The organism is Streptomyces sp. NPDC042336 (genome assembly GCF_055581985.1).
This window is the reverse complement of record NZ_JBVJEA010000032.1, coordinates 27531-52014: the sequence shown is the minus strand read 5'-3', so window position 1 is coordinate 52014 and position 24484 is coordinate 27531. Positions and strand designations below refer to the sequence as shown.

Here is a 24484-nt window from a genome sequence, read left to right as displayed (position 1 = left end):
GGATGACCGCGACCGACACCCCCGCCTGGCCGCAGTGCGGACACCTGGACGCCGGGGAACACTGCCGGGGACGCCGGGTGGCCCCGTACACGGCCTGCCTGGCACACCTGGACAGCACCGAACGGGCCGCCCACCTGGACTCACTGGCCCCCGGCGCCGACCTCGACCACCGCGGCACCCCCTTCACCCAGAGCCTGCTCGACGCACTCCTCGCACCCCTCAGAGACCCGACGAGCGGGCGGGCGCGGGCGGGGAAGGCCGCCTTCGACGAGACGCGGTTCACCGGGGACGCCGAACTCGAGGACATCGACTTCGACGGCTCCTGCTCCTTCGCCTCGGCCGTCTTCGACGGGGGCCTGTACGTCCGCGAAGTGCGTACCGCAGGCGACTTCCGCCTCGCCGCGGCCCAGGTCGCCAAAGACGTGTGGTTCGACGACACCGACGTGGGCGGTGACGCCTGGTTCTACCAGGCCCGGATCACGGGCACACTCCGGTTCTGCGTCCGCGAAGTCCGCGGCACCGCGATGTTCAGAGGCGTGAGCTGCGGGGCCGCCTACTTCTCCGGAGTCCGGGTTCGCGGCATCGCATCCTTCAACGGGGCGGTCATCGACGGAGAGGCCGCCTTCGACGGTGCGGTCTTCGAGGAGAGCGCCGACTTCGAGGCGGCCCGGATCGCCGGCCGCGCCTGCTTCGACGGTACGCATTTCCACCGGAGCAGGGCCTGCTTCAACGGGGCGGACATCGGCGGGGACATGCCGTTCGCCGAAGCATACTTCGCCGCCGAAGCCACATTCGAAGGAGCAGCGATCGGCGGTGACCTGACGTTCACCGGGGCCCGGCTGAAGGCCGGCGTGGATTTCCGTCGGGCGGTGTTCCGGCGCACCGCCCGGATCGGCCCGCTGGTCTGCCCGGGAACGGTGGACTTCTCCCACGCCGTGTTCGAGACCGCGCTGACGCTGGAGGCCGCCGCGCTGGAGGTCCGCTGCCGGCAGACACGGTGGGCGTCCACCGCCGCGCTGCGGTTGCGGCACGCCGCGGTGGACCTGAGCGACGCCGTGACGGAATTCCCCGTGACCGTCGCCGACCGGCGGCGTCCGTTCGTCTCCCCGCACGGCGAGGTGATCGCCGAACCCAAGCTGCTCAACGGCCTCCCCGTGCGGATCACCTCCGTCAAGGGCGTGGACGCCGCGCACCTCGTACTGGCCGACACCGACCTCACCGACTGCCTCTTCGTGGGAACGGTCCACCTCGACCAGTTGCGCCTCGAAGGCCGCTGCCGCCTGCCCCAACCACCCGACGGACTGCGCTGGATGCGCCGCCAAACCCTCGCCGAAGAACACCACTGGCGCGGCTGGACACCCGCGCCACCGGACACCGACCCCCAGGAACCCGCCACGCTCGCGCCGGTCTACCGCCAGCTCCGCAAAGCACTCGAGGACAGCCGCAACGAGCCGGGCGCAGCCGACTTCTACTACGGCGAAATGGAGATGCGCCGCCACGACACCACAACATCCCGCGGCGAACGGACACTGCTGGGGCTGTACTGGGCCCTGTCCGGATACGGCCTGCGCGCCACGCGTGCCCTGGCGTGGCTGGTCCTGGCGATGACGGCCACCGTCCTGACGATGATGCTGTGGGGCCTGCCGCAAGCCGACCCCGACCCTGTCAGTACCGGCAACACCGACGGCCGGCGCATCACCCTCACCACCAGGAAACCGACGCCCGCCAACCCGGAAGGCCCCTACACAAAGCGCCTGTCGGCCGACCGCTTCGAGAAGTCCCTGAGAGTGGTGGCCAACTCGGTGATCTTCCGGGCCTCCGGACAAGACCTGACCACCACCGGGACATACGTCGAGATGACCGCCCGCCTCGTCGAACCGGCCCTCCTCGGTCTCGCCGTCCTCGCCGTACGCAGCCGCGTGAAGCGCTGACGCACCCCCCGCGCACACCGTCGCGGCGGACCAGCGTGCGATCACCGCATGCGACCCACACCTCACGCCTTCAGGTGAACTTCGGCTGCGAAAACGTTCGTTCACCCGATGCCGGGGGTGCCATGGGCAATCCTGGCAGCCGTCCAACGGAAGGCTTGCTCATGCGACGTCGCAGGGTGATCGCCACTGCCCCGGCGGTCCATGCCGATGCGGTACCGGGACTGGGCTGAGTCGAATGCGGGGGAAGACTGGTGCCGGCGTCGTCAGTGCCGGCCTGCTGAGTGAGGTCCGGGCCGAGAAGGCCGGCGCTGCGGTGCTGGCATGGGCGCGGGACGCGAGCCTGGTGGTTGATGCTTTCGAAGAAGAGCGTCTGCTTGCCATGCGGCTGGGAAAGCTCGCTGAGCTGACGGTGCCGGAGGGTAGCGACGCCGATCTGGAACTGACGGCGCAGTGGGCGGCATTCATCTGCCTGGTCGACGACCGGTTCGACCGCAGCCTGGTCGACATCCGGCCGGAAGCGGTCACGTCGCTGTTCGACCGGCTGCTGAACGTGATCACCGGCCGTCCTGCCGGATTCGTCAGCGGGCTTGAGCAGGCCCTGGACGATTTGTGGCGGCGTACAGCTCCGCGGATGTCCACTCAGTGGCGGGAGCGGTTCGTCGCCGACTACCGCGACTTCGCCCTGGCCATGCGGGAAGAGGCCGCCGGTCGCACCGACCGGGTCCCGATGGGGCTCAGCGACTACGTGCTGCGGCGTCGCAGGACCATCACCGCCCTGCCTCTGGCAGACATCCTGGAGTGCACCGCCGGCGCGCCCTGGCCCGGTCCGCCCATGGGCGAGGACCTCATGAGGGACCTGCGGCGGGCCGTGGCCGATGTGGCCGGCTGGAGCAATGACCTGGCCTCGGCCGAGGATGACCTGCGGGAGGACCGCGACAACCTGGTGACCGTGCTGAGCCGAGAGCGCGGCTGCTCCCTGTCCTCGGCACGCGAACAGGCCGCGGCAATGCGCGACGACCGTGTCAGGGATTTCCACACCCTGGCAGCCGCGCTGACGGCGATGCCCCTTCCCGGGACCGAGCGAGAGGGAGTACGGCGTTACGTGGCGGCCCTCGGGTCCTTCGTGACCGCGACGCTGCACTGGCTTGGCGTCACTCATCGCTTCGATGCCCGCTGGGCGACCCGACCGGTGTGACTGCCCTCGTTCTCCCTGCCGATCCACGCCCCACCGCCCCTCCCGTGCCCTCCAAGGACTGCCCCACCGATGAGACCCCCTGCCGCCAAGCAGTTCCGCCCGGTCTGGCTGTCGTCCTACTTCCCGGCAGCGCTGCCTGCCGGACGCGGACGTCTTCTGGTGCACGTGCTGAACCGGGTGGGTGCGGACGGTGCCGTGCGCGACGCGTGCCGCAGCCGCGTCCTCGAATCCGCGCTCGCCCTGGCGCTGATGGACCGGTGTGGATCTGCCCACCACGACGCGCGCGCTCGCATCGTGAGCTACCTGGAGCGCCATCAGAACGGCGAAGACCTCATTGATACGACCGTAGCCGCCGCTGCCCTGGGCCGGGTCACCAGACAGCCGGCGCGCCGCCAGACCCTGGATGCCATTGTCAGCCGGGTACCGGACTTCACCGGATCACGCAAACGAGCCCTGGCGCAGGCCATCTTCACCATGCTGGGCGTGGCTGTCGACCAGGCCGACCCGGGCGACATCGCTCCCCACGCTGTCGATGTGAGGGCGCTGCACCCCTGGGCCGCGGTACAGACCGCCGCGGTGAACGCGATCCTGGGCCGGGTGGCAGGCAGACGCCGGGCCGGCTGGGACGATGTCACCCGGCTGGCGTCCACCCAACGTCCGGGAAGGGTGTGGGAGGGAAACCTCCTCATTCACCTGTCGGTCCTCCATGCCCTGGTGGACGTCCCCGGTATGGAGAGCGTCGTCGACGCCGGCCTCAACACTGCCCTCAGGCATCAGCGGGAGGACGGCGGCCTGCCCTTCGTCACGGACACCGACACTTGGAGCACCGTCCTCGTGGGGCTCGCGCTGAGCAGTGCCGACGCGCCACGTGAGGTGACGCACCGCATCGCCCAACACCTTGTACATGTTCAGCACGCGAACGGCGGCTGGTCGTACACCGACCACGCCCAGCTCCCCGACACGGACTGCACCACCGTCGCAGTCGAGTTCTTGCATCAGCTGGACCCGGTCGCCTACCGCGACCCGATCGACCGTGCCCTGGACGCACTGGTCGCGGTCCGCGGCGCCGACGGCGGATTCCCCACCTACGGAGCGGGCACTCCCTCCGAGGCGTGCATGACCGCCGCCGCGATCAACGCGCTCAGCACCCGAGTCCGCCACCGTCACCTCATTCAGCCTGCCCTGCGCTTCCTCGCCGACCGTCAGACGCCTGACGGCTCCTTTCCGCCCGGCTGGAGCAGCAGTCGCCTGCACACCCTCTTCAGGGCCTACCTCGCCACCCACCACTCGCCGATCTCTCCGGCGGTGCAGCACATGAGCGGTCGGATCGCCGGCCTGGTACAGAGCACACAGAACGCGGACGGCGGCTTCGGACAGAGAGACGGCGCCTCAAGCGATGCCATCAGCACCGCATACGCCCTGATCATCCTGGCCGGACAGCGCGACCCTGCTCCCGCCGCGCACGCCACCGGCTACCTGCTCACGCAGCAGCGTCCCGACGGCAGCGTCATCTCCATTCCCGACATGCTCGGCCCGCGTCCCTTCCCGTATCACGTCCCCGTACTGACCGACGCGTTCACTCTTCTCGCCCTCGGCCACCTCACCCCTCGTATCCGGCCATCACGCGTTGCCGTGCCAGGCCGCCGGCGCGGCAACGCGCAACTCTCCCAGAGGACAGCCCCCTGAGACCGCCCTGCGAACCGGCTCCCCCGCCCGGGCACGGATGCCTGGGCGCGGGATGTGCGGCGGGCACCGACTGGCCCCCGACTGACCTCTGTGCCCCACTCCCCCACCGAACCACCACCGCGGAGAACCCCGTGACCGTACCCCCGCGTCCCACGCCCATGGACCTGACCATGCACGACATGGCCCAGGCCTTTCCCACGATCTCCCAGACCATCGGAGTGATCCTCCACCTGGAAGGAACCGCTCCAACCCTCAGCGAGCTGCGCGCCCATGTCAGCTCCCACCTCAAGGACCAACCGCGCCTGACCCACTACCTCCACGGCCCCGGGCTCAAAGCCCGCTGGCACCACGACCCAGCCCCCGACCTCGACCACCGCGTCCGCGAACAGCACCTCCCCTCAGGCCACCAGCACCTCGATACAGCCGTGACCGATCTCATCGCGCACCCCTTGCCCGCCGAGGGCCCGCTATGGGACGTCTGGCTGCTGGCCGGGTACGCCACGGGGCGTTATGCGATCTGCCTGCGAGCGCACCACAGCACCCAGGACGGTGTGGGCATGATCGGTACCCTGACCGCCTTGTTCGGCACCGCACCCGCGCCCACCCGGCACCCGGCGGTCCGGGCAGGCGCCGCGGCCTACCTGAGCACCGTGCGCGGCATGCTCGCCGTAAGCGCCGTCAACAACGCCTGGAACGACACCGAGCTGCCCCTGGCCGGCCACCGCGACATCGACTGGGCTGATGTCCCCACCCAACGGCTGCGGCACGCCGCCACCGCCCGCGGCGGCGACACGAACGACGGCTTCCTGGCCGCCCTCAGCGGAGCCCTGCGCACATGGGCGGCACAATCCTGGCCCCGGGGCGCCGACAGGACGCTCCCAGCGATCACGATGGTCAACCTGCGGCGGGCCGGGGAACACGACCGGCCGGGGAACTTCTTCACCTTCGCACCCGCGCCCCTGCCCTGCCACGAACCGACAGCCGAAGGCCGCCTCGACCACGTCATCGCCGCAACCCGCACCACGAGAGACCCGGCCCGTCACAAGGCCATGCGCTCCGTGATGGACCTCGTCCCCGCACGCGCCTTCCATGCCCTGGCCACCCGGCTGACCACACCCGACCGGGCCGGCATCAGCACGTCCTACCTGGCCATCCACCGGCCGTTGCGCTACAAGCAGGACCCCGTCACCCGCCTCCAGCCCTTCACCTGGCTCCCCCGGCACCAGCCGGCGTCGATCGTGGCCTGCAGCTACAACGGAACCACCAGCATCTGCTTCGTTACCGACGCCGCCCTCCCCGGCCTGGACCGGCTGCCCCGTCTGTTCCACGACGCCGTGGGCGACCTCCCGCGCTCTGACGACGACCCGCAGGCGGGCAGCCGAGCGGAGCAGCTTCCCCACGCCGGCGTGACGCTCCCCGCCCCTGCCGCTGCCCGTGATACCGCAGTCGCCATCGATTTCGACTTCATCAAAGGCATCCTGGTCCACCAGGGGAACCTCCCGGCCGAATCGATCACCCGTCGGGCGACGCTGGCGGAAGCGGGCATCGACTCCCTGGCGGTGACCGAGCTGTCCATGATTCTCGAAGAGCGCCTGGGCGTCATGATCACCGAGAACGAGCTGGCGAGACCGACCACCATGGACGACCTGGTCAGCCTCGTAGCTCAACGGACAGAGAAGACAGACCGTTGATCTTTGCACGTAGAGCCATGCCTCCGTCGCCGGCGCCTGCCGCGCGGTTGATCGGCCTGGGGTCCTATCTGCCCCCGCTGAAGGTGAGCAACGCCGACCTCGCAGCACGCCTGGACACGACAGACGAATGGATCCGCACCCGTATCGGTATTGCCGAGCGACACGTCGCCGATCCGGAGACTGCCACCAGCGACCTGGCCGTGGAGGCAGGACGCCGGGCGATGAAGTCGGCCGAGCTCGAGCACGTCGACGCAGTGATCCTGGCCACCGCCACTCCGGACCATCACGTTCCCGGCACCGCACCGGTGGTGGCCCACCAACTCGGCCTGTGTCAGGTGCCTGCCTTCGACCTCGGTGCAGGATGCTCGGGCTTCGTCTACGCGACGACCGTCGCGGCGGGACTCATCCACGCGGGAACCGTCGGCACCGTACTGGTCATCGGAGCGGAGAAGCTGTCGGCCGTCACCGACCCGGCCGACCGATCCACCGCGCCGATCTTCGGCGACGGCGCGGGTGCAGTCGTACTCACAGCCGGACCCGCCGACGCACCCGGAGCCGTCGGACCGGCCGCATGGGGCAGCGACGGCGATCACGCGGACGCCCTCGTCATCCCCGGCGGAGGCTCTCGGAGCCCTTCACGTACCACTGCCGACCTGGAGAATCTCTACGTACGCATGAAAGGAAACGAGGTGTTCCGCCATGCGGTGCGCCGCATCACCCACGTGACTCAAGAGGCAGCCACCGCGGCGGGATGGGCCGCCCAGGACATCGACAGGCTGATCGTCCACCAAGCGAACGCACGTATCAGCGCAGCAGCGGCCCACGCCCTGGGGATTCCGGCCGAACGCGTACCGTCCAACATCGCCCGGGTCGGCAATACTTCCGCGGCCTCGATCCCCCTGCTGCTGAGTCACGCCGCAATCGACGGGCAGATGAAAGCCGGGCAACGAGTCGTCGTGACATCCTTCGGCGCGGGCTTCACCTGGGCGGCCACCACTCTGCTGTGGCCCACCGGCCTCCAGGCTCTCGCCTGAGCGCCCGTGGCAATCACCAATGACGGGTTCGTCGCTCCGGTGGCGTCGCCGGTCAAACTGTCCGTCGCCGCCTCCATCGCCGAGGCCCATCACGCCACGCTCACGGCGCACCCCGGCACCGAGGACGGAAGTTCCGACGCCCGTGTTCATGAACTGCCGTGCGCCCGACGGACGTGCCGCACCGCAGGGTGGTCGGTGGCGTACTTTTGTGCTGGTCGCGGGCCGCTCAGCCCGTTCCGGGTGACGGTTCGAGAGTGCCGAGGGGGGACGTCGTGGAGTGGTCGATGGCGTTGCTCGGGTTCGCCGCCGGGCTCCTGATATCCGTCGTCACCGCCCCCGTAGGCGTCTCCGGAGCGGTCTTCCTGCTGCCCGTCCAGGTCAGTGTGCTGGGAGTACCCAGCCCGGCCGTGACACCCACGAACCTGCTCTACAACGTCGTGGCCGGCCCCGGCGCCCTCCTACGCTACTGGCGGGCCGGACAGCTCGGCGGAACGCTGCCCCGGCTCTTGATCGCGGGCACCGTCCCCGGCGTCGTCGTCGGCGCCGTGATCCGCGTCTTCGCCGTTCCCGGCCCCCGCGTCTTCCGCCTCCTCATAGCCGCGCTGCTCCTGCCGCTCGGACTGTGGCTGTGGCTGCGGACCGTACGCCCGGCCCCGCCCCGCACCCGCGACGAGCCTTCGCCTCGCGCGACGACGGCGCTGGCCCTGGCCGTCGGTGTGGCTGGCGGGATCTACGGAATCGGCGGCGGCTCGCTGCTCGGACCGATCCTCGTCGGCCGCGGCACACCGGTCGCCACCGCCGCACCCGCCGCCCTGGCCTCCACCTTCGTGACCTCGATCGTTGGCGCGGCCACCTACGCGCTGCTCTCCCTCGCTGTCACGGGCGACGTCGCCCCCGACTGGCTGCTGGGCCTTTCCTGCGGTGCCGGTGGACTTCTTGGCGGCTACGTCGGCGCACGCCTCCAGCCGCACCTGCCGGAGACGGCCCTCCGGCTTATGCTCGGCACCCTCGCCACCGGAATCGGCGCGCTCTACGCAGTCCAGATCCTTCACTGACCGTGCAGCACCCATCCGCCTGACCTGCCCGCAGATGTTCGGGCGGCCATCTCACCACAGGCCACTGACATCACCACCGGTGAGCTCTCCACGCCAAGTGGGCCGGAGCCCGTTCTCGTGTACAGAGCCAGGTGGCCCGGCCCGCACCCCGTAGGGTGAGGCAGTCGCGGCCTCCTGTGAGTACCGCAGACGGTCCCGATGCGCGGTTGACGTTGACACCGGTGGCGCGGCACCACCGATGTCCCTGACGAAGAGATCGAGGGCCGGAGTTGACGGATGTGCCGAGGCGGTTCGCCGGTTGGGACGAGTCGGCATTCGACGTGTTGTTGCGTCTTGAAGGTGAGCCGTCACACGAGGTGATGCGCGAGACCCGCAAGGATCGTGAACGTCTCGTGCGGCAACCGATGGTCTCGCTGCTCCATGACTTGGCACGGGCGGATCCCGCGTTCGAGAACCATTCCGTGTGGCGGTACGGAAAGACACCGTGGTGGTGGCAGAACCAGTCCGCCGTGGTACGCATCGCCCCGAACGTCGAGATCGGGCTGCGGTTCAATCTGGACGGCCTGCACGTGCAGGGTGCGTGGTGGTACGCCGGCTCCGATCAGATCAGCCGGTTCAGATCGGCGGTCGCCGCCGAGGCAAGTGGTTCCGTATTGGGCGATGTCGTGGCGGAACTACGCGGCAAGGGGTTCGAGATCAGCGGGGACGTGCTGAAGCGCGCGCCCCGGGAGTATCCCGCCGACCATCCTCGAACGACGTTGTTGCGCCATCGGTCGCTGCTCGCCGTGCGGTACCTCGGCTGCGACGAACGGCTGCGGACGCCGGAGGTCGTCGACCGTGTGCTGGCCACGTACGAGGAACTCGAACCACTGCTCACCTGGCTGACCGACCACGTCGCCTATTGATCCCCACCACCGCGCTCCGGACCACCGGCCACTCCCGCGCGAGTTGCGGGCAGGGATGCCGTCCAGCAGCCGACACCCGAGTTCCGGTCCTCGCAGACGGGGCTCAGGCGCCGTCGGCCTGAACCGCCTGGTGTCAGGGGCGTGCGGTGGCGGTGCGGCCGCCGGTGACGCGCAGGAGGTCGAGCTTTCCCGCGTCGCTGCTGCCGGTCGCTGCCGTGTAGGTGACCATGCGCAGGTCCGCGCCCGGGACGATCAGGACGTCGCAGTCGAGCAGGATGTCGCCGACCTCTGGATGCCGGATCGTCTTGCGGTCGCTGGTGTGCTGGGCGGCCGATGTCTGCGTGGCCCAGTGACGAGCGAAGACGGCGGATTGCTCCCGGAGGCCGTGCACGAGCCGGGCGAGCCGGGCGTCGGCCGGGTAGCGGGAGGCACTGTCCTTGAGGTCGGCGACGATGGACGCCTCGAAGGCGTCCTGTCCGCGCTCGGACTGTACGGGACGCAGGGCGGCGTGAGCCGCGCCATCGCCGAAAAGGGCGCACGCGAGGTTCCGTTCGGCCGGCGGGAGGACGGTGGGGTCGCCGTGCAGGGCGCTCCACATGGCGTTCCACCACACCAGGGTCCAGTCGGCGGTGAACACCCCGATCGGGACGTCGCCCAGGCGCGCGGCGAGCCGCTGGATGCCCGGGGGGACATGGGTGCTGACCGTGCCGTCCTGCGGTGGAAGGAGCCCGGCGCTGCGGTACAACTGGTCGCGCTCGGCCCGGGAGAGCTGAAGGGCCCGGGAGAGGGCGCCGACGACCTGGGCCGAGGGGTTCATCGCGCGCGTCTGCTCCAGGCGCAGGACGTAGTCGACCGAGAGCCCGGCGAGCTGCGCGAGCTCCTCGCGGCGCAGTCCCGGGGCACGGCGGCCGGCCGTCGCGGTGAGGCCGGCGTCGGCCGGTGAGAGGCGGTCGCGCCAGGCACGCAGGAGTGCACCGAAGTCGGAGCGGGAGGCAGCCATGGGTCCATTCTCGCCGCTCGGCCCCCGGCGAGCCTGGGTACCGCCAGTCCTAGTGACGGGGCGGGCACTGGTTGGCGGCGGCCCCGGCGGCGAACGTGGTGACGCGCCCCGCCGGGCGCCCATCGTCGGACCAGTTCGCACCCCGAGCAAGAAGGCAGGGCCTCCCATGCAGCACACCGTCGTGATGACGGGCGCGAGCCGCGGCATCGGCCGCATCGCCGCCGAGCAGATCCTGCGCCGGTCACCAGGCGTGCACCTCCTCGTCGTCGTACGCGGGTCCCAGGGCGCACGCCTGGCCGCGGAGCTGAGCGAGGGCGCGCACAGGGTCTCGCACGTTTCGGCGGACCTCGGCTCGCTCGAGAGCGTGAAGTCGGCCGCCGCCGGGATCCGTGAGCGGCTGGAGCGTGGTGATCTGCCTCCGCTGCGCGGCTTCGTGGGCAACGCGGGCATGCAGTACACGAACGCGCTGACCGAGGGGCCCGACGGGTTCGAGTCGACCTTCGCGATCAACGTGCTCGCCAACCACCTGTTCGTCCGCCTGCTCCAGGACCGGTTCGTGGCTCCCGCCCGGATCGTGATCACCGCCAGCGACACCCATTTCGGCGACTTCAAGCACAACCTGGGCATGGTGCCCGGCCCGGCATGGAAGTCCCCGGACGTCCTGGCCCGTCCGGGCGCCTTCCCTAAGCCGGACACCGCGGCAGGCGGGCGTACCGCGTACTCCACGAGCAAACTGGCCGCGATCCATCTGGTGCACGAGTACGCGCGCCGGCTGCCGGCCGGGATCGACGCCGTCGCCTACAACCCGGGGTTCGTCCCCGGCACCGGCCTCGCCCGGAACGCGGGACCCGTCTCCCGGTTCGCGATGCGCCGCATCCTGCCGCTCATGGCCCTCACCCCGTTCGCGACCGGCCGCGGTGCCGCCGGGCGCTACCTCGCCGACGTCGTCCTCGGCACGACCAGCGCGCCGAGCGGGTCCTACGTGGACCGCGCCCGTGCGGCCCGGTCGTCCGAGGAGTCCTACGACCCTGGGCGCGAGGCCGAGCTCTGGGACGCCGCCGAACGGTTCATCGCGGCGTACGGTGCCTGAACTCAGGCTTCGCGGACGAGGAAGTTCTTCGCGGATTCACTGAAGTGGGCGACGAGGGGGTTGGCGTCCGCGAAGCGGGTGGCGACCACCACCTGGCAGGGCTCGACTCCCTCGACGGGGACGGTGACGAGGTCGTCGCGGAGTGTGCAGCGCCGGTCGTCGGCCGGTACGAGGGCGATGGCCCGGCCGTCGGCGACGACTTCGAGCTTGTCCTCGAAGGTGTCGACGAGCATGGGTCCGAGTGGGGCCGGGCTGCCGTCCGGACGGGGGTCCAGCCGCCAGAACCCGGTCCACAGCGCGGCCATGCCGGCGCAGGCCACGAGGGGTTCGTCGGCGAAGTCGTCCGGGGTGACCGACTCCTTCCCGGCGAGGCGGTGGAGCGCGGGCACGAGGAGGGCCCGGGGCTCGTCGTACAGGACGGTCACGTCCAGACCGTCGCCCGGGATCGGAAGCGGTGTGCGCACGACGAGCGCGTCGATCCGGCCCTCGGGCAGGGCACGGGCCTCGTTCCAGTCCAGGTGGCGCGTGCGGACGTGGATGTCGGGGTGACGGCTGCGCAGGTCCCGCACCGCGGGGGTGATGACGAGGTCCTCGACATATCCGATGGTGACCGTACGCGGCGGGGCGGCGGCGCGGGCGGTGAGCACCGCCTGACGAGCCGTGTGCAGGAGCGTCTGTGCCTGCGGGAGGAAGGCCGCGCCGGCCGCGGTGAGGCGACTGCCCTGGGTGGTGCGCTCCAGCAGACGCACCCCGAGGACGTCCTCCAGCCGCTGGATCTGGCGGCTCAGGGAGGGCTGGGCGACGTGCAGCTCCGCGGCAGCCCGGGCGAAGTGCAGATGCTCGGCGACGACCGCGAAGTACCGCACCAGTCTCAGATCCAGGTCAGGGCCGGGAGCAGGCGACGTGGCGGGCGGGGCTTCGTCGGACATACCGGCAGCGTACCCGTTATGCAGATCCTGCATAACGGGGTGCGGAACAGGTCTTGGACGCCCCGATCGTACGGCTGTTGACTCGATGGTGTCCGGCGGGGAGCGACCGCTCGGACGAAAGCCGACAACCGTTCTCACAGAGGGAGTGTGTCCGACATGGGCGCGTACGAGGGCAAGCATGTGGTGATCACCGGAGGCAGCAGCGGTTTCGGACTGGCCACCGCGCAACTGCTCGTGGACGAAGGGGCACACGTACTGATCACGGGCCGCAACCAGGCCGCTCTGGACTCCGCGCGCGACCGGCTCGGACCCGGCGCGATCGCGGTCCGCAGCGACGCCGCGTCGCTGCCCGACATCGACGCGCTGGCCGACCGGGTGAAGACCGAGTTCGGCACGGTCGACGCCCTGTTCGCCAACGCGGGCGTCAACAGCTTCGCGCCGTTCGAGGCGACCACCGAGGAACTCTTCGACCAACTGCTGACCATCAACGCCAAGGGTCCGTACTTCACGGTGCAGAAGCTCGCTCCGCTGTTGGCGGAGGGCAGCGGCGTCGTGCTCACCACATCCGTGGCGAACGTGCTGGGAATTCCCCTGCTCAGCGCGTACGCGGCCGGCAAGGCGGCGCTGCGCTCGATGACGCGCAGCCTGGCCCGCGAGCTGCTCCCCCGCAAGATCCGCGTCAACGCGGTCAGCCCCGGCCCGATCGACTCCGGCATCCTGGAGAAGTCAATGCCCAAGGAGGCGGCCGAGCAGGCCAAGGCACAGATGGCAGCCGACAATCCCATGCTGCGCATGGGCACCCCCGCCGAAGTCGCCAGGACGGTGGTCTTCCTCGCCTTCGACGCCACCTTCACCACCGGAGCCGAACTCGCCGTGGACGGCGGCGGCTCCCAGCTCTGAGCGATGCTCCGCCTGCGGCGTACGGCCGTACGCCGCAGCAGTGGCTCATGTCGTCCCCGACCGTCCGGTGGTCCCCGACCTGCGTCGTGTCCCAGCAGGGTGTGGTGCGGGCCGCGGCTCCGGGCGACGATGAAGGCCAGGCTCGCGGCAGTGTCTTCATGGCCGACGGTGACCGCCCCTCCGTAGATCCCTGTCGACGTCGGGTGAGCGACAGGCGTTCCCCGAGCCGCCGTGGCGGATGCTGCGCCGCGGGTGCGGTCACGGCGGGAGGTGCGTTTCCGTCCGGGACCGCTTAACCTCTGCTGGTCCGCCCGCCCGGGGCGGTTCCGGGGAGGGGCGTTCATGCAGCAACGGAGAGCGGGCGGCCGGCTGATGGCCGCCGGCTGGGTGTTGGTCCCGCTCGGGCTGGTCCTGGTGCTGGGAAGCGCTGGCTACTTCTTCGCGCGTCATCAAGGTGTCACCGTCCAGGGTGAGTCGATGGAGCCGACGTACCGCCGGGGCGAGCACCTGGTCGTCGAGCGCATCGGCGCCGACGGGATACGCCGTGGCGACGTCGTGCTCGTCCGTGTGCCCGGCCGATACCAGGGCGCACCTGTCCTGCGACGGGTCATCGGAACGGGCGGTGATCACGTGGAGAGCGTTGGCGACCGGGTCACGGTGAACGGTAAGCCGGTCGACGAACCCTACGTGCGGCGCGACGAGTCGGGCTCCTCGGCTGCCCCGTACGACGTGCGGGTGCCGAACGGGCGGTTGTTCCTGCTGGGTGACAACCGGGGGAACTCGAACGACTCACGGTTCTCCCTCGACGAGCAGTCGGGCAGCGTCGCGGCCTCGGGGGTGCTCGGGCGCGTGCGGGAGGGGTTCGTCGTTCCGCCGGTGCTGCTGGCGGTCGGAGGGCTCGGGATCGTGCTGACCCTGGTCGGTGCCGGGCTGGTGATCGGCGGGTACACGGTCCGGCGACGGCTCGCGGCTGGGCCTCTCGGGCGGCAGTGAGAGTCAACCGCTCAATCCTCCGTCGTAAGCGGTGGGCAGCCGCTGCGCAACGCGAACCGGGCTCTGCTCGGTCGGTGTGGGGGCGGTTGTGCACAGCAGGGAATCGTGCTCAGCGGTCCTGACGGGTCGGGTCTGTGACGGCCTGCTGCCCGCCCTGCGCGGGAGTTGGGGCGGCGGGCCCCGTTTGGCGTAGGGCCGCGCGCGTGACGCGTGGGCTCGTCATTGGATGGTTCTCATGGCCGCGGACGACCTCAGGGTGTCGAGCGGGGTCGGGCGGGTCCGGATGACGGCGATGACGGCGTGGCCCCTACGCGGGGCCGGCAGTCAGGGTGCGGGCGTGTCGGACGGCGGTCACGACGGCCGGCGGTGGAAGGGGTGTACGAGGTGATGACACTGCTCCGGTGGACTCCTGGCCTGCCACGAGTGCACCGGGCGCAGGGCCCGGGAGGTCGGTGATGGGCTCGCTGAGAGCTCTCGACGTGAGGCTCTTCGACGAGACGGTGGCGGCGATCGCCTTGTTCGCGGGCCCTGAGCACCGGTTGGTCTACCAGAACGATGCGTGCGCCAGGCTGCTGGGAGCGCGGCACGTCGGACTGCCCGCGAGGGAGGCGTTCCCCGAACCGGACGCGGAGGAGTTCCTGACCGTGCTGGACGATGTGGTCGCCACTGGGCGGCCCCGCCGGCTTCCCGAAACGCGTGAGCCCGACCCCGGCGCTCCGGAACAGGCCCGGTACTTCGTGTACTCCTGCACGCCTGTCACCACGGTGGAAGGCCGCGGCGCGATGGTCGTCGCGCTGGACACCACGGCCGAGATCATGGCCCTCGAGCGGTACGAGGCGGTGGTGACGGCCGTCTCGCAGATGGTGTGGGTGCTGCGTGCGGACGGTTCCGCGCAGGAACTCGTCCCCGGCTGGCAGCAGCTGACCGGGAGTCCGTGGCACGGCCGGATCGACGAGCGGTGGGACGCGTATATCCATCCCCGTGACCGGGCCGGCCTTCGCCGTGCCTGGCGTGCCGCACTTGCTCAGGAGCCCCCGGGGGTGTTCGAGACCACGTTCCGGGTGCGGGCCGCCGACGGCTCGTACCGTCATGTGTCGACTCGATGCGTGCCCATCCTGCGCAACGGCCGCGCCGAGGAATGGATCGCCGCGACCGACGACATCGAGGACACGTGGAGCGCCACGCTGCGCGAACACCTACTCGCACAGATCGCACAGGCGTCCGGAGGCGGTCTGGACGAGGCCTTCGCCGCAGTGGTGCAGGCCATCGTTCCGGAGCTGACCGACGCCTGCGTGATCATGCTGCTGGAGCACGAGGAGTGGCCCCTGCCCGAGCACGCTCCTGTCACGGCCCGTCGGGCCGCCTCCTCGGCCCGCCACGGTCTGCCGGCCCGGCCTCCGCTGCGCGACCAGAAGGTCGTCATCAGCGACACGGTCCGGGACGTCCTGGCCAGACGCACCCCCTGCACGTTCCATCTGCCGGCGGGCGAAGGAGTGCCGCCAGGCGTCGTCCCTGCGGTCACCGAGCAATGGCTCCGGAGCGCGGACGCCACGAGCTTGACCCTGTACCCGCTGGCGGCCGAGGGCATCGTCCTCGGCTACGCCGTCACCAGCGCCAACGGGGACGCCCCCGCTCCCGGCCCCGCCGACACCGAACTGCTGCACAGGATTTTCCACTTCGCGGAACGGCCCATCCGCAAGGCTCTCGACCTGCAGCGAGCACGCCGGACCGCCTTGCGTCTCCAGCACGCTCATCTCACCAGCCCGCCGGCCGTGCCCGGCGCGAGCCTCGCCGCCTGCTACGAGCCGGCGAGTTCGGCGAACGAAATCGGCGGCGACTGGTACGACGCCGTCGTCCACGCGGACGGCACCCTCGTTCTCGACATCGGAGACGTCGCCGGGCACGACCTCACCGCGGCCACCGCCATGGGACAACTGCGCAGCATGCTCCGGGGCCTGGCCTGGAACAACGGCCCCGAATGCCTGCCCTCTGCCGTCCTGACCATGCTCGAGGACGCCGCCGAGGGGCTCGACATCGCCTCCTTCACCACCGCCGTCCACGCCCGCCTGCGGCGTCATCCCGACGGCACCTGGCACATGACCTGGTCCAACGCCGGGCACCCGCCGCCCCTGCTCGTTCCGGCCCAGGCCGAGCCCTACTTCCTCTCCGGCACCGACGAGGATCCCCCGCTGTGCGTCGCCGCCACCGTCCCCCGTACCAGCCACACCCACACCCTCGCCCCCGGAGACACCCTCCTGCTCTACACCGACGGCCTCATCGAGACCCCCGCCGCATCCCTCGACGAAGGCCAGCACAGACTTCTGACCGTGGCCGCGCACCAACGCGGCACGCCCCTGTCCGAACTTCTCGGCTCCCTGCAGAACAGCCTCTCCGACAACCGCGACGACACCGCTCTGATCGCCTTCCGCGCCGATCCGCCCGACTGAGAAGCCGTTGACCCGAGCACGTGCGTGTCGGGAGCGCGCCGGTGCGCTGCGCTCGTGGGGTGGCGGTCCGAGGCGCCGGGACCGGGAGCGATTCAGGAGCAGGCGTAACCCGTCAGGGGCGGGGTGCGCAGGGCGATGACGGCCTTGTCGTCGTGGCCGTCTCCAGGGCGGTTGGTGACCAGCGCCCGGCACAGTTCGTCCGGCGACAGGCCGGCGAACCGGGAGGCGGTGACGGCAAGGGCGTCCAGCCCTCGGTCCAGCGGCTGGCCGGGGACCTCTACCAGCCCGTCGGTGAACAGCACGACGGTGCTGTCCACCGGCACGGCCTCGCAGTGGTCGGGGCGGGGCAGGTCGGGCGCCACCCCGAGAGGGATCCCCGGCTCGCTGTCCAGGTAGCGGACCCGTCCGTCGGGCAGCAGCACCAGTGGCGGCGGGTGCCCGGCGCTGGACCAGCGCAGTTGCCAGGCGCAGTGGGAGGGTTCGAGCCGGGCGAGCAGCGCGGTGGCGATGGGCGTCTCGTCCAGGGCGGTGTTCATGATGCGGTCGAGCCGGGTGAGGGAGGAGCTGGGCGGGGCGCTCTGGTCGTAGTACAGGGCCCGCAGCATGTTCCGGATCTGGGACATGGTGGCGGCGGCCCGCAGGTCGTGCCCCACGACGTCCCCGATCACCGCCACGCAGGCTCCGTCGGGCAGCAGCATGGCGTCGTACCAGTCGCCGCCCACGGCGGCCGGGGCGCTGGCCGGGCGGTAGGCGGCGCCGGCGGAAAAGGGCCGCAGGTCGGGCAGGTGCGGCAGCAGCAGCCGCTGGAACTGCTCGCTGCTGTTGCGGACCTGTTGGTAGAGGCGGGCGTTCTCGATCGCCACGCCGGCCGTACCGGCCAGGGCGCGGATGACGCCCTCGTCGTGCCGGTCGAAGGGCTGCCCGTCCTTGCGCTCGGAGAGGTACAGGTTGCCGTAGACCTGCCCGCGCACGCTGATCGCAACGCCGAGAAGGGAACGCATGGGCGGGTGCCCGGGCGGGAAGCCGGCCGACTCCGGATGGCGCGAGATGTCATTGACCCGCAACGGCTCCGGATGGTGGATCAAGTGCCCCAGCAGGCCGCGCCCCCGGGGCAGTTCCACCCCGTCCAGGTCGGCCAGCTCCTTGGAGGTGAGCCCCAGCGGGATGAACTCCTCCAGGAGCCTGCCCTCCTGGTCGAGCACACCCATGGCCCCGTAGCGGGCGCCCACCAGGTCCATCGCGGTGCGCACGATGCGGCGCAACACCATGGGCAGCTCCAGCTCTCCGGTGATGTTCACCACTGCCTGAAGCAGCTCCTGCAAGGTGCTCTGGGCACGGGCCAGGGCGTGCAACTGCTCGCCGATACGGTTCAGGTCCGAGCTGAGGGGCAGGTCGAGCAGCGAGGTGTAGGACTCTTCCGGGGCTTCGTCGACCGAGTCTTCATCCGGTGGCCCCTGCCAGTCCGCCGCCATCGCGCCTGCCTCCCTTCCACCGTCCGCTCATGGCGTCCCGTGTGTCCGTCCCGCATCCCGCGCCTGCCGTGCCGGATCCGCCGCTGATCGAACCGGCTCGTGTCACCATCACCCGGCAGCCGGACGCGTGCCGCCCAAGGGCAGCCGGTCGGCGTAACGCCTCACCGCCTGGTGAGGATCGCTTCGGTCCGGGCGGATTGGGCCACACGAAGGAGGCGGGCGAGGAGGGACGGCATGGTGATGACGACGAGGTGGAGGCGACGCGCACCTGTCCCAGCAGCTCGCCCCGCTGCGCCGGGCCAACCTCGCGGTGTACCGCGAGGAGGGCTCAACCGAACGCAGACGGGCCGTGTCACTGCCGTCAGGGGATCATCACACAGTGGTTCTCGATGACACGGCCACCGCGATCGAGGCCACCGCAGACGGCCAGCCTCGGGTACGCCCTGATCTCCCGGTTGACGACGAACCGCCACCGCGAGACGTTCGCCTTGCTCCCTCGGTAGTCACCGACGAACCCGCGCAGCGTCCCCGGCAGCCCGTCCCTGGTCGTGACGGTGATGTCCTGGACGTAGTCGCGGCCCTGGTACGCGGTGGCGACGCAGATGTACGTACCGCAGGTGGACTTCACCTCGGCACTCGCAGGCGCCGCGGTCACCAACAGCAGCCCGACAGCGCTCGTGAGCGCGGCCGAGAGCGTGGCGACCCGCCGTCGTGTCCTTCGTGCTGTACTCATGAGCCTCTCCTTGTTACCGACTGGGTGCGCACCGGCATTCCAGCGCTTGAAGGCGACCCGGTCCTGATCCTCACGGGACTCGACCGCCACCGGCAGGCGCGCGATGGCCTCCCGGACGGCACAAGCGTCTCCGTCGCATGAGCTGGCGTGGAGGCGGCGAGAGGGAGGTCGACAGGGGCGGCAGTCAGGCGGCGCAGCACAGTTTTGTGCATGCACTGTTGATAGCGGTCTCCTAGGGGCGCTAACAGGCGTTCGGCGAGTGCGCCGCCCGTGTGGGTGTACTTGTCGTATCGGCCGCCGGAGCCCGTCGAGAACGGCAGCGACCGGAGCGGCTCGGCTCACCTAGCTTTTGTCGACGACGAGTTCGCCGTTCAGGATCACCAGGCGGAGTGCGCGCAGGTTGCGGATGTCCGTGGTGGGATCGGCGTTGAGCACGAGCAGGTCGGCCCGCTTTCCGGGGGCCACTGTGCCCAGGTCGGGGCGGACGCACTGCCTCGATGCGCCGCTGGTGCCCGCGGCCAGCACCTGGGTGGGCGTCATCCCGGCCGCCACCATGAGTTCGGCCTCTTCCAGGGTGTTGGCTCCGAACAGGCCCCGGCCGCTGAAGGTGTCACTGCCCAGCGCGATGGGCACCCCGGCCTCGGCGACCTTCCGGAGGTTGCCGCGGGAGTCGGGGTGGGCGTCGTCGATCCAGAGCGTGGGCGTGTAGGTGATGTCGCGCTCGAGCATCAGGTCGATGAGCGCGTGGTCGGTGAGGGGCTCGACGGTGACCCCGTGCTCCAGGCCGTCTGCCCCGGCTTCTGTCGCCTCACGTGCCGCGGCTTGCTGGGTGGTGTGGACGGTGACCCGAAGGCCCCGCTCGTGCCCGGCCTCGATGCCGGCCCGGAGGAGATCGAGGGGGAGCCGTTCCAGCTCGACACCATCCGGGAATGCGGGATTCTGCCAGAGGTAGCTCGGCCCGCCGGAATGTGCGCACGCGCCTTCCGACAGGAGTTTGATCGCGTCCACCCCGCGGTCGGCCAGGTGGTGCACCAGGTCGCGGATCTCCTGCACGCTGCCGACCTCTCCGGTGAAGCGTTCGCGTGCCCAGGGGTTGTCGCGGAAGACAGTGGCGGCGGGGTGACCGTCGCGTCCGGTGATGCCACACCCCGTCGCCAGCAGTCGCGGTCCCCTCAGCTCACCCGCGGCGATCCTGTCCCGTGTGTCCAGGATCCCGTCCGTCGGATCACCCACCGACTTGATGGTGGTGATCCCGTGGTCGAGGAACGACCCGAGCCGTCCGGGAAGCTCGTTCTCCTCGAAGTCCCGCATCGCGTCCGCGTCGGAGACCGCGCGCACGTCGTAGAAGTGAATGTGGGTGTCGATCAGCCCCGGCATGACCCACCCTCCGGCCGCGTCCACCTCCTGTCTGCCCCTGAGCGGTTCGGCCGACACGGAAGCGATCCGCGTGCCGTCGACGGCGACGTCATGCAGACCGGTGAGCATCCGGCGGCCGTCGAAGACACGTGCGCGGCTGATCACGAGGTCGTGGGTCTCGGGGCCGCGAGCCTCTGCGCCCGTGGGCGCTGCCTCTTTCTGGTTCATCGCTCTCACTGCCCTGGGAGATAACTGCAACCAGGCCGGTTACAGTTCGGGAATGCGTCATGACGCGGGACGCGTACGTGTCACGGCCGGATCAGCGGCCCTTCGCTTCGATGTCGGAGGCCAGGATCCGCTGCAGCAGGGCGGCGATCGTCGTCCGGCCGAGCCGCTCCTCCAGGGCTCGCTCCGCGTCCTGGAACTCGACGTCCAGCAGAGCGCCGATGTTGCGGCCGACCACACACGCCTCGCTGGGCGGATGGGCGTGCCCCGAGAAGATCCGCTCCCCTTCCACGGCGGCATACGCGTCGTAGAGCGTGATGTCCCGCGGGGCGCGGGCAAGGGACCAGCCGCCTGCCCGCCCCTCGGTGGACCGCACGAGGTGAGCGTCCCGCAGGCGACCGAGGACGCGCCGCACAAGAACGGGATTGCTCTCGAGACTGTCCGCGATCTCCGCGGAAGTCAGCATGCCTCCACGCCGGTGCGCCAGCATCGCCAGCGCGTGGACCGCGACCGCGCTCCTGCTGCTGAGCCCCGCCATCTCCGACTCCTGCCGCCGATTAACTGCCACCAAGCTAGTTTCAGTTGACATGACGGTCAACCGACTGCCGCACTCGGCGGCACCGGCCGCGCCGGCGACGAGTGTGCACCCGCCCACTCGAAGCCCTCCCGGCGGCACCGAGGAGCCGCCCCCTTCGAGCCCTCCAACTGCGCGGGCACGAGCCGCACCATCCCCGCCCGGGACACGCGACCCCTCAGAGCGCAGCCTCTTTCTTGATCGGTCGATCCAGATAGGTTACGGTGACGCCATGGCAAGGAACCGGGAGTTCGACACCGAGGCGGCGGTGAGCCGCGCCATGGAACTCTTCTGGACGCGCGGCTACGAGGCGACCTCGGTGCGGGACCTCACCCAGCACCTCGGGATCGGACAGGGATCCCTGTACGCCGCGTTCGGCGACAAGGACGGCCTCTACCGGGCCGCGCTGGAGCACTACCGCACCACCCTCGCGGCGGCTGCCCTGCGCAGCCTGGAGGAGGGCACGGACGCCCGTGCGGCGATCCGCACGCTGCTGACGGAGCGGATCCGCATCGCCACGGGGAACGGCGGGCAGGGCTGCCTGGCCGTGAACGCCGTCTGCGAGCGGCTGCCGCAGGACGCGGCGACCCGGCGCACCGTGCGCGAGATGCAGGAGGCCAGCCGGGAAGCATTGGTGGAGGTCCTGCGAGCCGCGGCGGAGCGGGGCGAGATCACGGCGCGCCACGACCAGGACACGGTCGCCGCGTTCCTGATCACCTTCCTCAACGGACTGCTGGTCTCCTCGAAGATCACGCCGGACGCGCGCAGCCTCGAACCGCTCGTAGAGGTCGCACTGACCACTCTCGACTGAGATTGCCCGTGACCTGCCGGGCGTTCCCATGGCCCGAATATGGAACGATCGATACAGAAAATGCATCCGGCCAACCCAGCACACACATCCACGAAAGGAAGCACCACGTCATGATGTACGACCACACCACAACGCCCCTGCGCACCGGACGTGCCGCTGTCAACGGAACGAGCCTGCACTACCGGACGGCCGGCGACGGCCCCGCCGTGGTACTGCTGCACGGCGTGCCCAAGACCGGCTACCACTGGCGCCACCTGGTCCCGAAGCTCACCCCCCACCACACTGTCGTCGTGCCCGACCTGCGGGGTCTCGGCGACTCGGCCCGCCCCGCAGACGGCTACGACTCCGCGACGATGAGCGATGACATCGCCGAGCTGATGGCCCGCCTCGGCCACGAGACCTACGCCGTGATCGGCGAGGACTGGGGCGCCGTGATCGGCTACCAGCTCGCCGCCCGCCATCGCGAACACGTCACCGCCCTCGTCTTCGCCGAGGCACTGTTTCCCGGCTTCGGCTTCGAGGACCACACCGCCCTCACCCCCGAGAACGTCTCCAGCGGCATGCACCTGTGGCATTTGGGCTTCTACTTCCAGCCCGACGTCCCCGAGATGCTGATCGCCGGGCACGAACGCGAACTGATCACCTACATGATCAAGAACGAGCGCAGCCACCCCGACACCGCCACCTCCGACGCCGTCGAGGAGTACGTGCGCTGCTATTCCATGCCCGGCGGTATCCGCGCGATGCTCGCCGTCTACCGGGCCATGCTGACCGACGCCGAACAGAACCGGCAGGCCGCCCGGAAGAAGCTGGACATCCCGGTCCTGGCACTCGGCGGCTCCGCCTTCATCGGTGAGCGCAACGAGGACCAGGCGCGGCTCGTGGCCCACGACGTCACCGGACACGTCTTCGACGCGGGCCACGACCTCGCGGAGGAAGTACCCGACGAGATGGCCGACGTGGTCCTGCCGTTCCTGGCAGCCCACAGGTAGCCGACGCCCGTCCACCGCGGCCGCAAGGCCCGTGCGCCCTCCGCCGTTCGACGACGTCCCGGTGGAGGCCCCCTTGCCGCCGCGTCCGGCATCCACGGCCTGACCTCGGCGCTGATCGCGATCACCGGCCTGCTGACCTGCCGGAGACCAATCTCGGTTGCGGTGTGCCCAGTGGGCCCGGTGAGGTACCTCCATGGGTGGTGCCACGGAGCAGGAGCAACGGGCGAGGGCAGGAGGAGGCCGCACGATCGCGGGGCTCCCGGCTCCATGGCGGAGACTGGCTGTACTCGCGGCCCTGATGCTGGCCGCTTTCACCTTCAACACCGCAGAGAACCTGCCGGTGGGTCTCCTGGAGCTGATCTCCGAAAGCCTACGGGTGCCGGTGTCGGCGGTCGGTCTCCTGGTTACTGGTTACGGCGCGACGGTGGCCGTGGCCTCGGTGCCGCTCGCCCACGTCGTGCGCGCTGTGCCTCGTCGTCATGTGCTCACGGGCCTGCTTGCCGCGCTGGTCGTATCCAGTCTTGTCGCGGCACTGGCCACCTCCTACTGGTTGCTCCTGGTGGCGCGGCTGCTGACCGCGCTCGCCCAGGCACTGTTCTGGGCCGTGATGGGGCCGGTGGCGGTGGGCCTGTTCCGGCCGGAGGTCCGCGGCCGTACGGTCGGGGCGCTGTCCGTCGCCGGTTCACTCGCCCTGGTGGTCGGTGTTCCCGCCGGGACCTGGCTGGGCCGGCGGAGCGACTGGGAGGTGCCCGTCGCCATGCTGGCGGGTCTGGGCCTCCTCTCCTTGGTGACGATTGCCGTGCTGCTGCCCACCTCGCGTCCGGAGGAAGAGCCGGCCGCCTACGGAACACGTCCCGACACCCGTCGGTTCGGGACGGTGCTGGCGGCCGGGGCCCTGTCCGCCACCGGAGCGTTCGCGGGATACACCTACATCGTGAAGTTTCTGGGCGACGTGAGTGGGTTCTCCCCGAGCACGGTCAGCGCCCTGTTCGTGGTGTTCGGGCTTGCTTGTCTTGCCGGAGTGAGCATCACCGGGGTACTGCTGGACCGCTTCCCCCGGTCCGCGCCGGTCACGGCCGTGGCCACGCAGGCGGTCGGCATGCTCGGTCTGTACGCGGCCGGCACCGATCCGGTGTCGGCGGTGGTCTTCCTGGCGCTGATGGGCGGTGCGCTCGGGCCGGTGTTCATGACCACCCAGAACGAGACGCTGCATTGCGCACCGGGGCGCACGGATATCGCGCTCGCGGCGAACTCAGGTGCGTACAACGCCGGCATCGCTGCGGGCGCCGCGCTGGGGGGACTCGTCGTGTCGGCCGCCGACGTGCGGGGCGCCTTCCTCACCGGTGGACTGCTGTCCCTCGCGTCCTGCGTGGTACTGCTGGGCGGGCGGGCTTCCCACCGGCCGTGACAGGGGGGCTCTGCGCACCGTGCTGCCCGCCGCACCGGCGAAGCCGTCCAAGCAGTT

The 24484-nt window shown here is 70.4% G+C and carries 20 protein-coding genes; 14 read left to right on the top strand and 6 right to left on the bottom strand.

Features of this window, described 5'->3' with window-relative positions; genetic code table 11:
• Positions 1 to 2: 2 nt before the first annotated feature.
• The 7 genes from ACZ6IM_RS37655 to ACZ6IM_RS37625 all read left to right on the top strand — a co-directional run bounded on the left by ACZ6IM_RS37655 (position 3) and on the right by ACZ6IM_RS37625 (position 9497).
• Entirely contained in the window at positions 3 to 1931 is a 1929-nt protein-coding gene (locus tag ACZ6IM_RS37655) for a pentapeptide repeat-containing protein (RefSeq protein WP_469563141.1), read from the top strand.
• A 235-nt stretch (positions 1932 to 2166) separates the two neighbouring features.
• Entirely contained in the window at positions 2167 to 3126 is a 960-nt protein-coding gene (locus ACZ6IM_RS37650; RefSeq protein ID WP_469563139.1) for a terpene synthase family protein, read from the top strand.
• Between the two features lie 159 nt (positions 3127 to 3285).
• Positions 3286 to 4812 carry a prenyltransferase/squalene oxidase repeat-containing protein gene (locus ACZ6IM_RS37645; RefSeq protein ID WP_469563136.1) on the top strand — a complete coding sequence of 509 codons (1527 nt, stop codon included), beginning with the start codon at positions 3286 to 3288 and terminating at the stop codon, positions 4810 to 4812.
• 131 nt (positions 4813 to 4943) lie between these two features.
• Positions 4944 to 6503: a wax ester/triacylglycerol synthase domain-containing protein gene (locus ACZ6IM_RS37640; RefSeq protein WP_469563133.1), complete on the top strand. Its 1560-nt coding sequence runs from the start codon at positions 4944 to 4946 to the stop codon at positions 6501 to 6503.
• Positions 6500 to 7537 carry a beta-ketoacyl-ACP synthase III gene (locus ACZ6IM_RS37635; RefSeq protein WP_469563131.1) on the top strand — a complete coding sequence of 346 codons (1038 nt, stop codon included), beginning with the start codon at positions 6500 to 6502 and terminating at the stop codon, positions 7535 to 7537. The genes ACZ6IM_RS37640 and ACZ6IM_RS37635 overlap by 4 nt, the downstream gene beginning before the upstream one ends.
• 284 nt (positions 7538 to 7821) lie before the next feature.
• Entirely contained in the window at positions 7822 to 8592 is a 771-nt protein-coding gene (locus ACZ6IM_RS37630; RefSeq protein ID WP_469563129.1) for a sulfite exporter TauE/SafE family protein, read from the top strand.
• Positions 8593 to 8870: 278 nt separating this feature from the next.
• The gene (locus ACZ6IM_RS37625; RefSeq protein WP_469563170.1) at positions 8871 to 9497 is read left to right on the top strand and encodes a DUF2461 family protein; all 627 of its coding nucleotides are present in this window, start codon (positions 8871 to 8873) and stop codon (positions 9495 to 9497) included.
• 133 nt (positions 9498 to 9630) lie between these two features.
• Here ACZ6IM_RS37625 and ACZ6IM_RS37620 read toward each other — a convergent pair whose 3' ends face one another.
• Positions 9631 to 10497, bottom strand: a complete 867-nt coding sequence (locus ACZ6IM_RS37620) for a helix-turn-helix transcriptional regulator (RefSeq protein ID WP_052842710.1) — start codon at positions 10495 to 10497, stop codon at positions 9631 to 9633.
• Between the two features lie 166 nt (positions 10498 to 10663).
• Here ACZ6IM_RS37620 and ACZ6IM_RS37615 point away from each other — a divergent pair, with 166 nt between their 5' ends.
• Positions 10664 to 11587 carry an SDR family NAD(P)-dependent oxidoreductase gene (locus tag ACZ6IM_RS37615; protein ID WP_469563126.1) on the top strand — a complete coding sequence of 308 codons (924 nt, stop codon included), beginning with the start codon at positions 10664 to 10666 and terminating at the stop codon, positions 11585 to 11587.
• Positions 11588 to 11589: 2 nt separating this feature from the next.
• On the opposite strand, the gene ACZ6IM_RS37610 is transcribed toward ACZ6IM_RS37615, so the two are convergent.
• Positions 11590 to 12516: a LysR family transcriptional regulator gene (locus tag ACZ6IM_RS37610; protein WP_469563124.1), complete on the bottom strand. Its 927-nt coding sequence runs from the start codon at positions 12514 to 12516 to the stop codon at positions 11590 to 11592.
• Positions 12517 to 12672: 156 nt separating this feature from the next.
• On the opposite strand from ACZ6IM_RS37610, the gene ACZ6IM_RS37605 reads away from it, so the two are divergent.
• The 3 genes from ACZ6IM_RS37605 to ACZ6IM_RS37595 all read left to right on the top strand — a co-directional run bounded on the left by ACZ6IM_RS37605 (position 12673) and on the right by ACZ6IM_RS37595 (position 16856).
• A complete protein-coding gene (locus ACZ6IM_RS37605; RefSeq protein ID WP_469563122.1) occupies positions 12673 to 13416 on the top strand; it encodes an SDR family oxidoreductase in 744 nt (247 codons plus the stop codon).
• A 342-nt stretch (positions 13417 to 13758) separates the two neighbouring features.
• Positions 13759 to 14409: a signal peptidase I gene (gene lepB / locus ACZ6IM_RS37600; protein ID WP_469563120.1), complete on the top strand. Its 651-nt coding sequence runs from the start codon at positions 13759 to 13761 to the stop codon at positions 14407 to 14409.
• 455 nt (positions 14410 to 14864) lie between these two features.
• Complete coding sequence (locus ACZ6IM_RS37595) at positions 14865 to 16856, top strand: SpoIIE family protein phosphatase (protein WP_469563117.1); 1992 nt, start codon at positions 14865 to 14867, stop codon at positions 16854 to 16856.
• A gap of 92 nt (positions 16857 to 16948) precedes the next feature.
• Here ACZ6IM_RS37595 and ACZ6IM_RS37590 read toward each other — a convergent pair whose 3' ends face one another.
• The 4 genes from ACZ6IM_RS37590 to ACZ6IM_RS37575 form a co-directional block, all read right to left on the bottom strand.
• The gene (locus ACZ6IM_RS37590) at positions 16949 to 18328 is read right to left on the bottom strand and encodes a PP2C family protein-serine/threonine phosphatase (RefSeq protein ID WP_469563114.1); all 1380 of its coding nucleotides are present in this window, start codon (positions 18326 to 18328) and stop codon (positions 16949 to 16951) included.
• 361 nt (positions 18329 to 18689) lie between these two features.
• The gene (locus tag ACZ6IM_RS37585; protein WP_469563111.1) at positions 18690 to 19061 is read right to left on the bottom strand and encodes a hypothetical protein; all 372 of its coding nucleotides are present in this window, start codon (positions 19059 to 19061) and stop codon (positions 18690 to 18692) included.
• A gap of 342 nt (positions 19062 to 19403) precedes the next feature.
• Positions 19404 to 20645, bottom strand: a complete 1242-nt coding sequence (locus ACZ6IM_RS37580; protein WP_469563108.1) for an amidohydrolase family protein — start codon at positions 20643 to 20645, stop codon at positions 19404 to 19406.
• A gap of 91 nt (positions 20646 to 20736) precedes the next feature.
• Entirely contained in the window at positions 20737 to 21180 is a 444-nt protein-coding gene (locus tag ACZ6IM_RS37575) for an Rrf2 family transcriptional regulator (protein WP_469563105.1), read from the bottom strand.
• Positions 21181 to 21448: 268 nt separating this feature from the next.
• On the opposite strand from ACZ6IM_RS37575, the gene ACZ6IM_RS37570 reads away from it, so the two are divergent.
• The 3 genes from ACZ6IM_RS37570 (at position 21449) to ACZ6IM_RS37560 (ending at position 24427) form a co-directional block, all read left to right on the top strand.
• The gene (locus tag ACZ6IM_RS37570; protein WP_469563102.1) at positions 21449 to 22027 is read left to right on the top strand and encodes a TetR/AcrR family transcriptional regulator; all 579 of its coding nucleotides are present in this window, start codon (positions 21449 to 21451) and stop codon (positions 22025 to 22027) included.
• A gap of 110 nt (positions 22028 to 22137) precedes the next feature.
• Positions 22138 to 23019 (top strand): alpha/beta fold hydrolase, encoded by an 882-nt coding sequence (locus ACZ6IM_RS37565; protein ID WP_469563099.1) that lies wholly within the window; start codon positions 22138 to 22140, stop codon positions 23017 to 23019.
• 298 nt (positions 23020 to 23317) lie between these two features.
• The gene (locus ACZ6IM_RS37560) at positions 23318 to 24427 is read left to right on the top strand and encodes an MFS transporter (protein ID WP_469563096.1); all 1110 of its coding nucleotides are present in this window, start codon (positions 23318 to 23320) and stop codon (positions 24425 to 24427) included.
• Positions 24428 to 24484 lie beyond the last annotated feature (57 nt).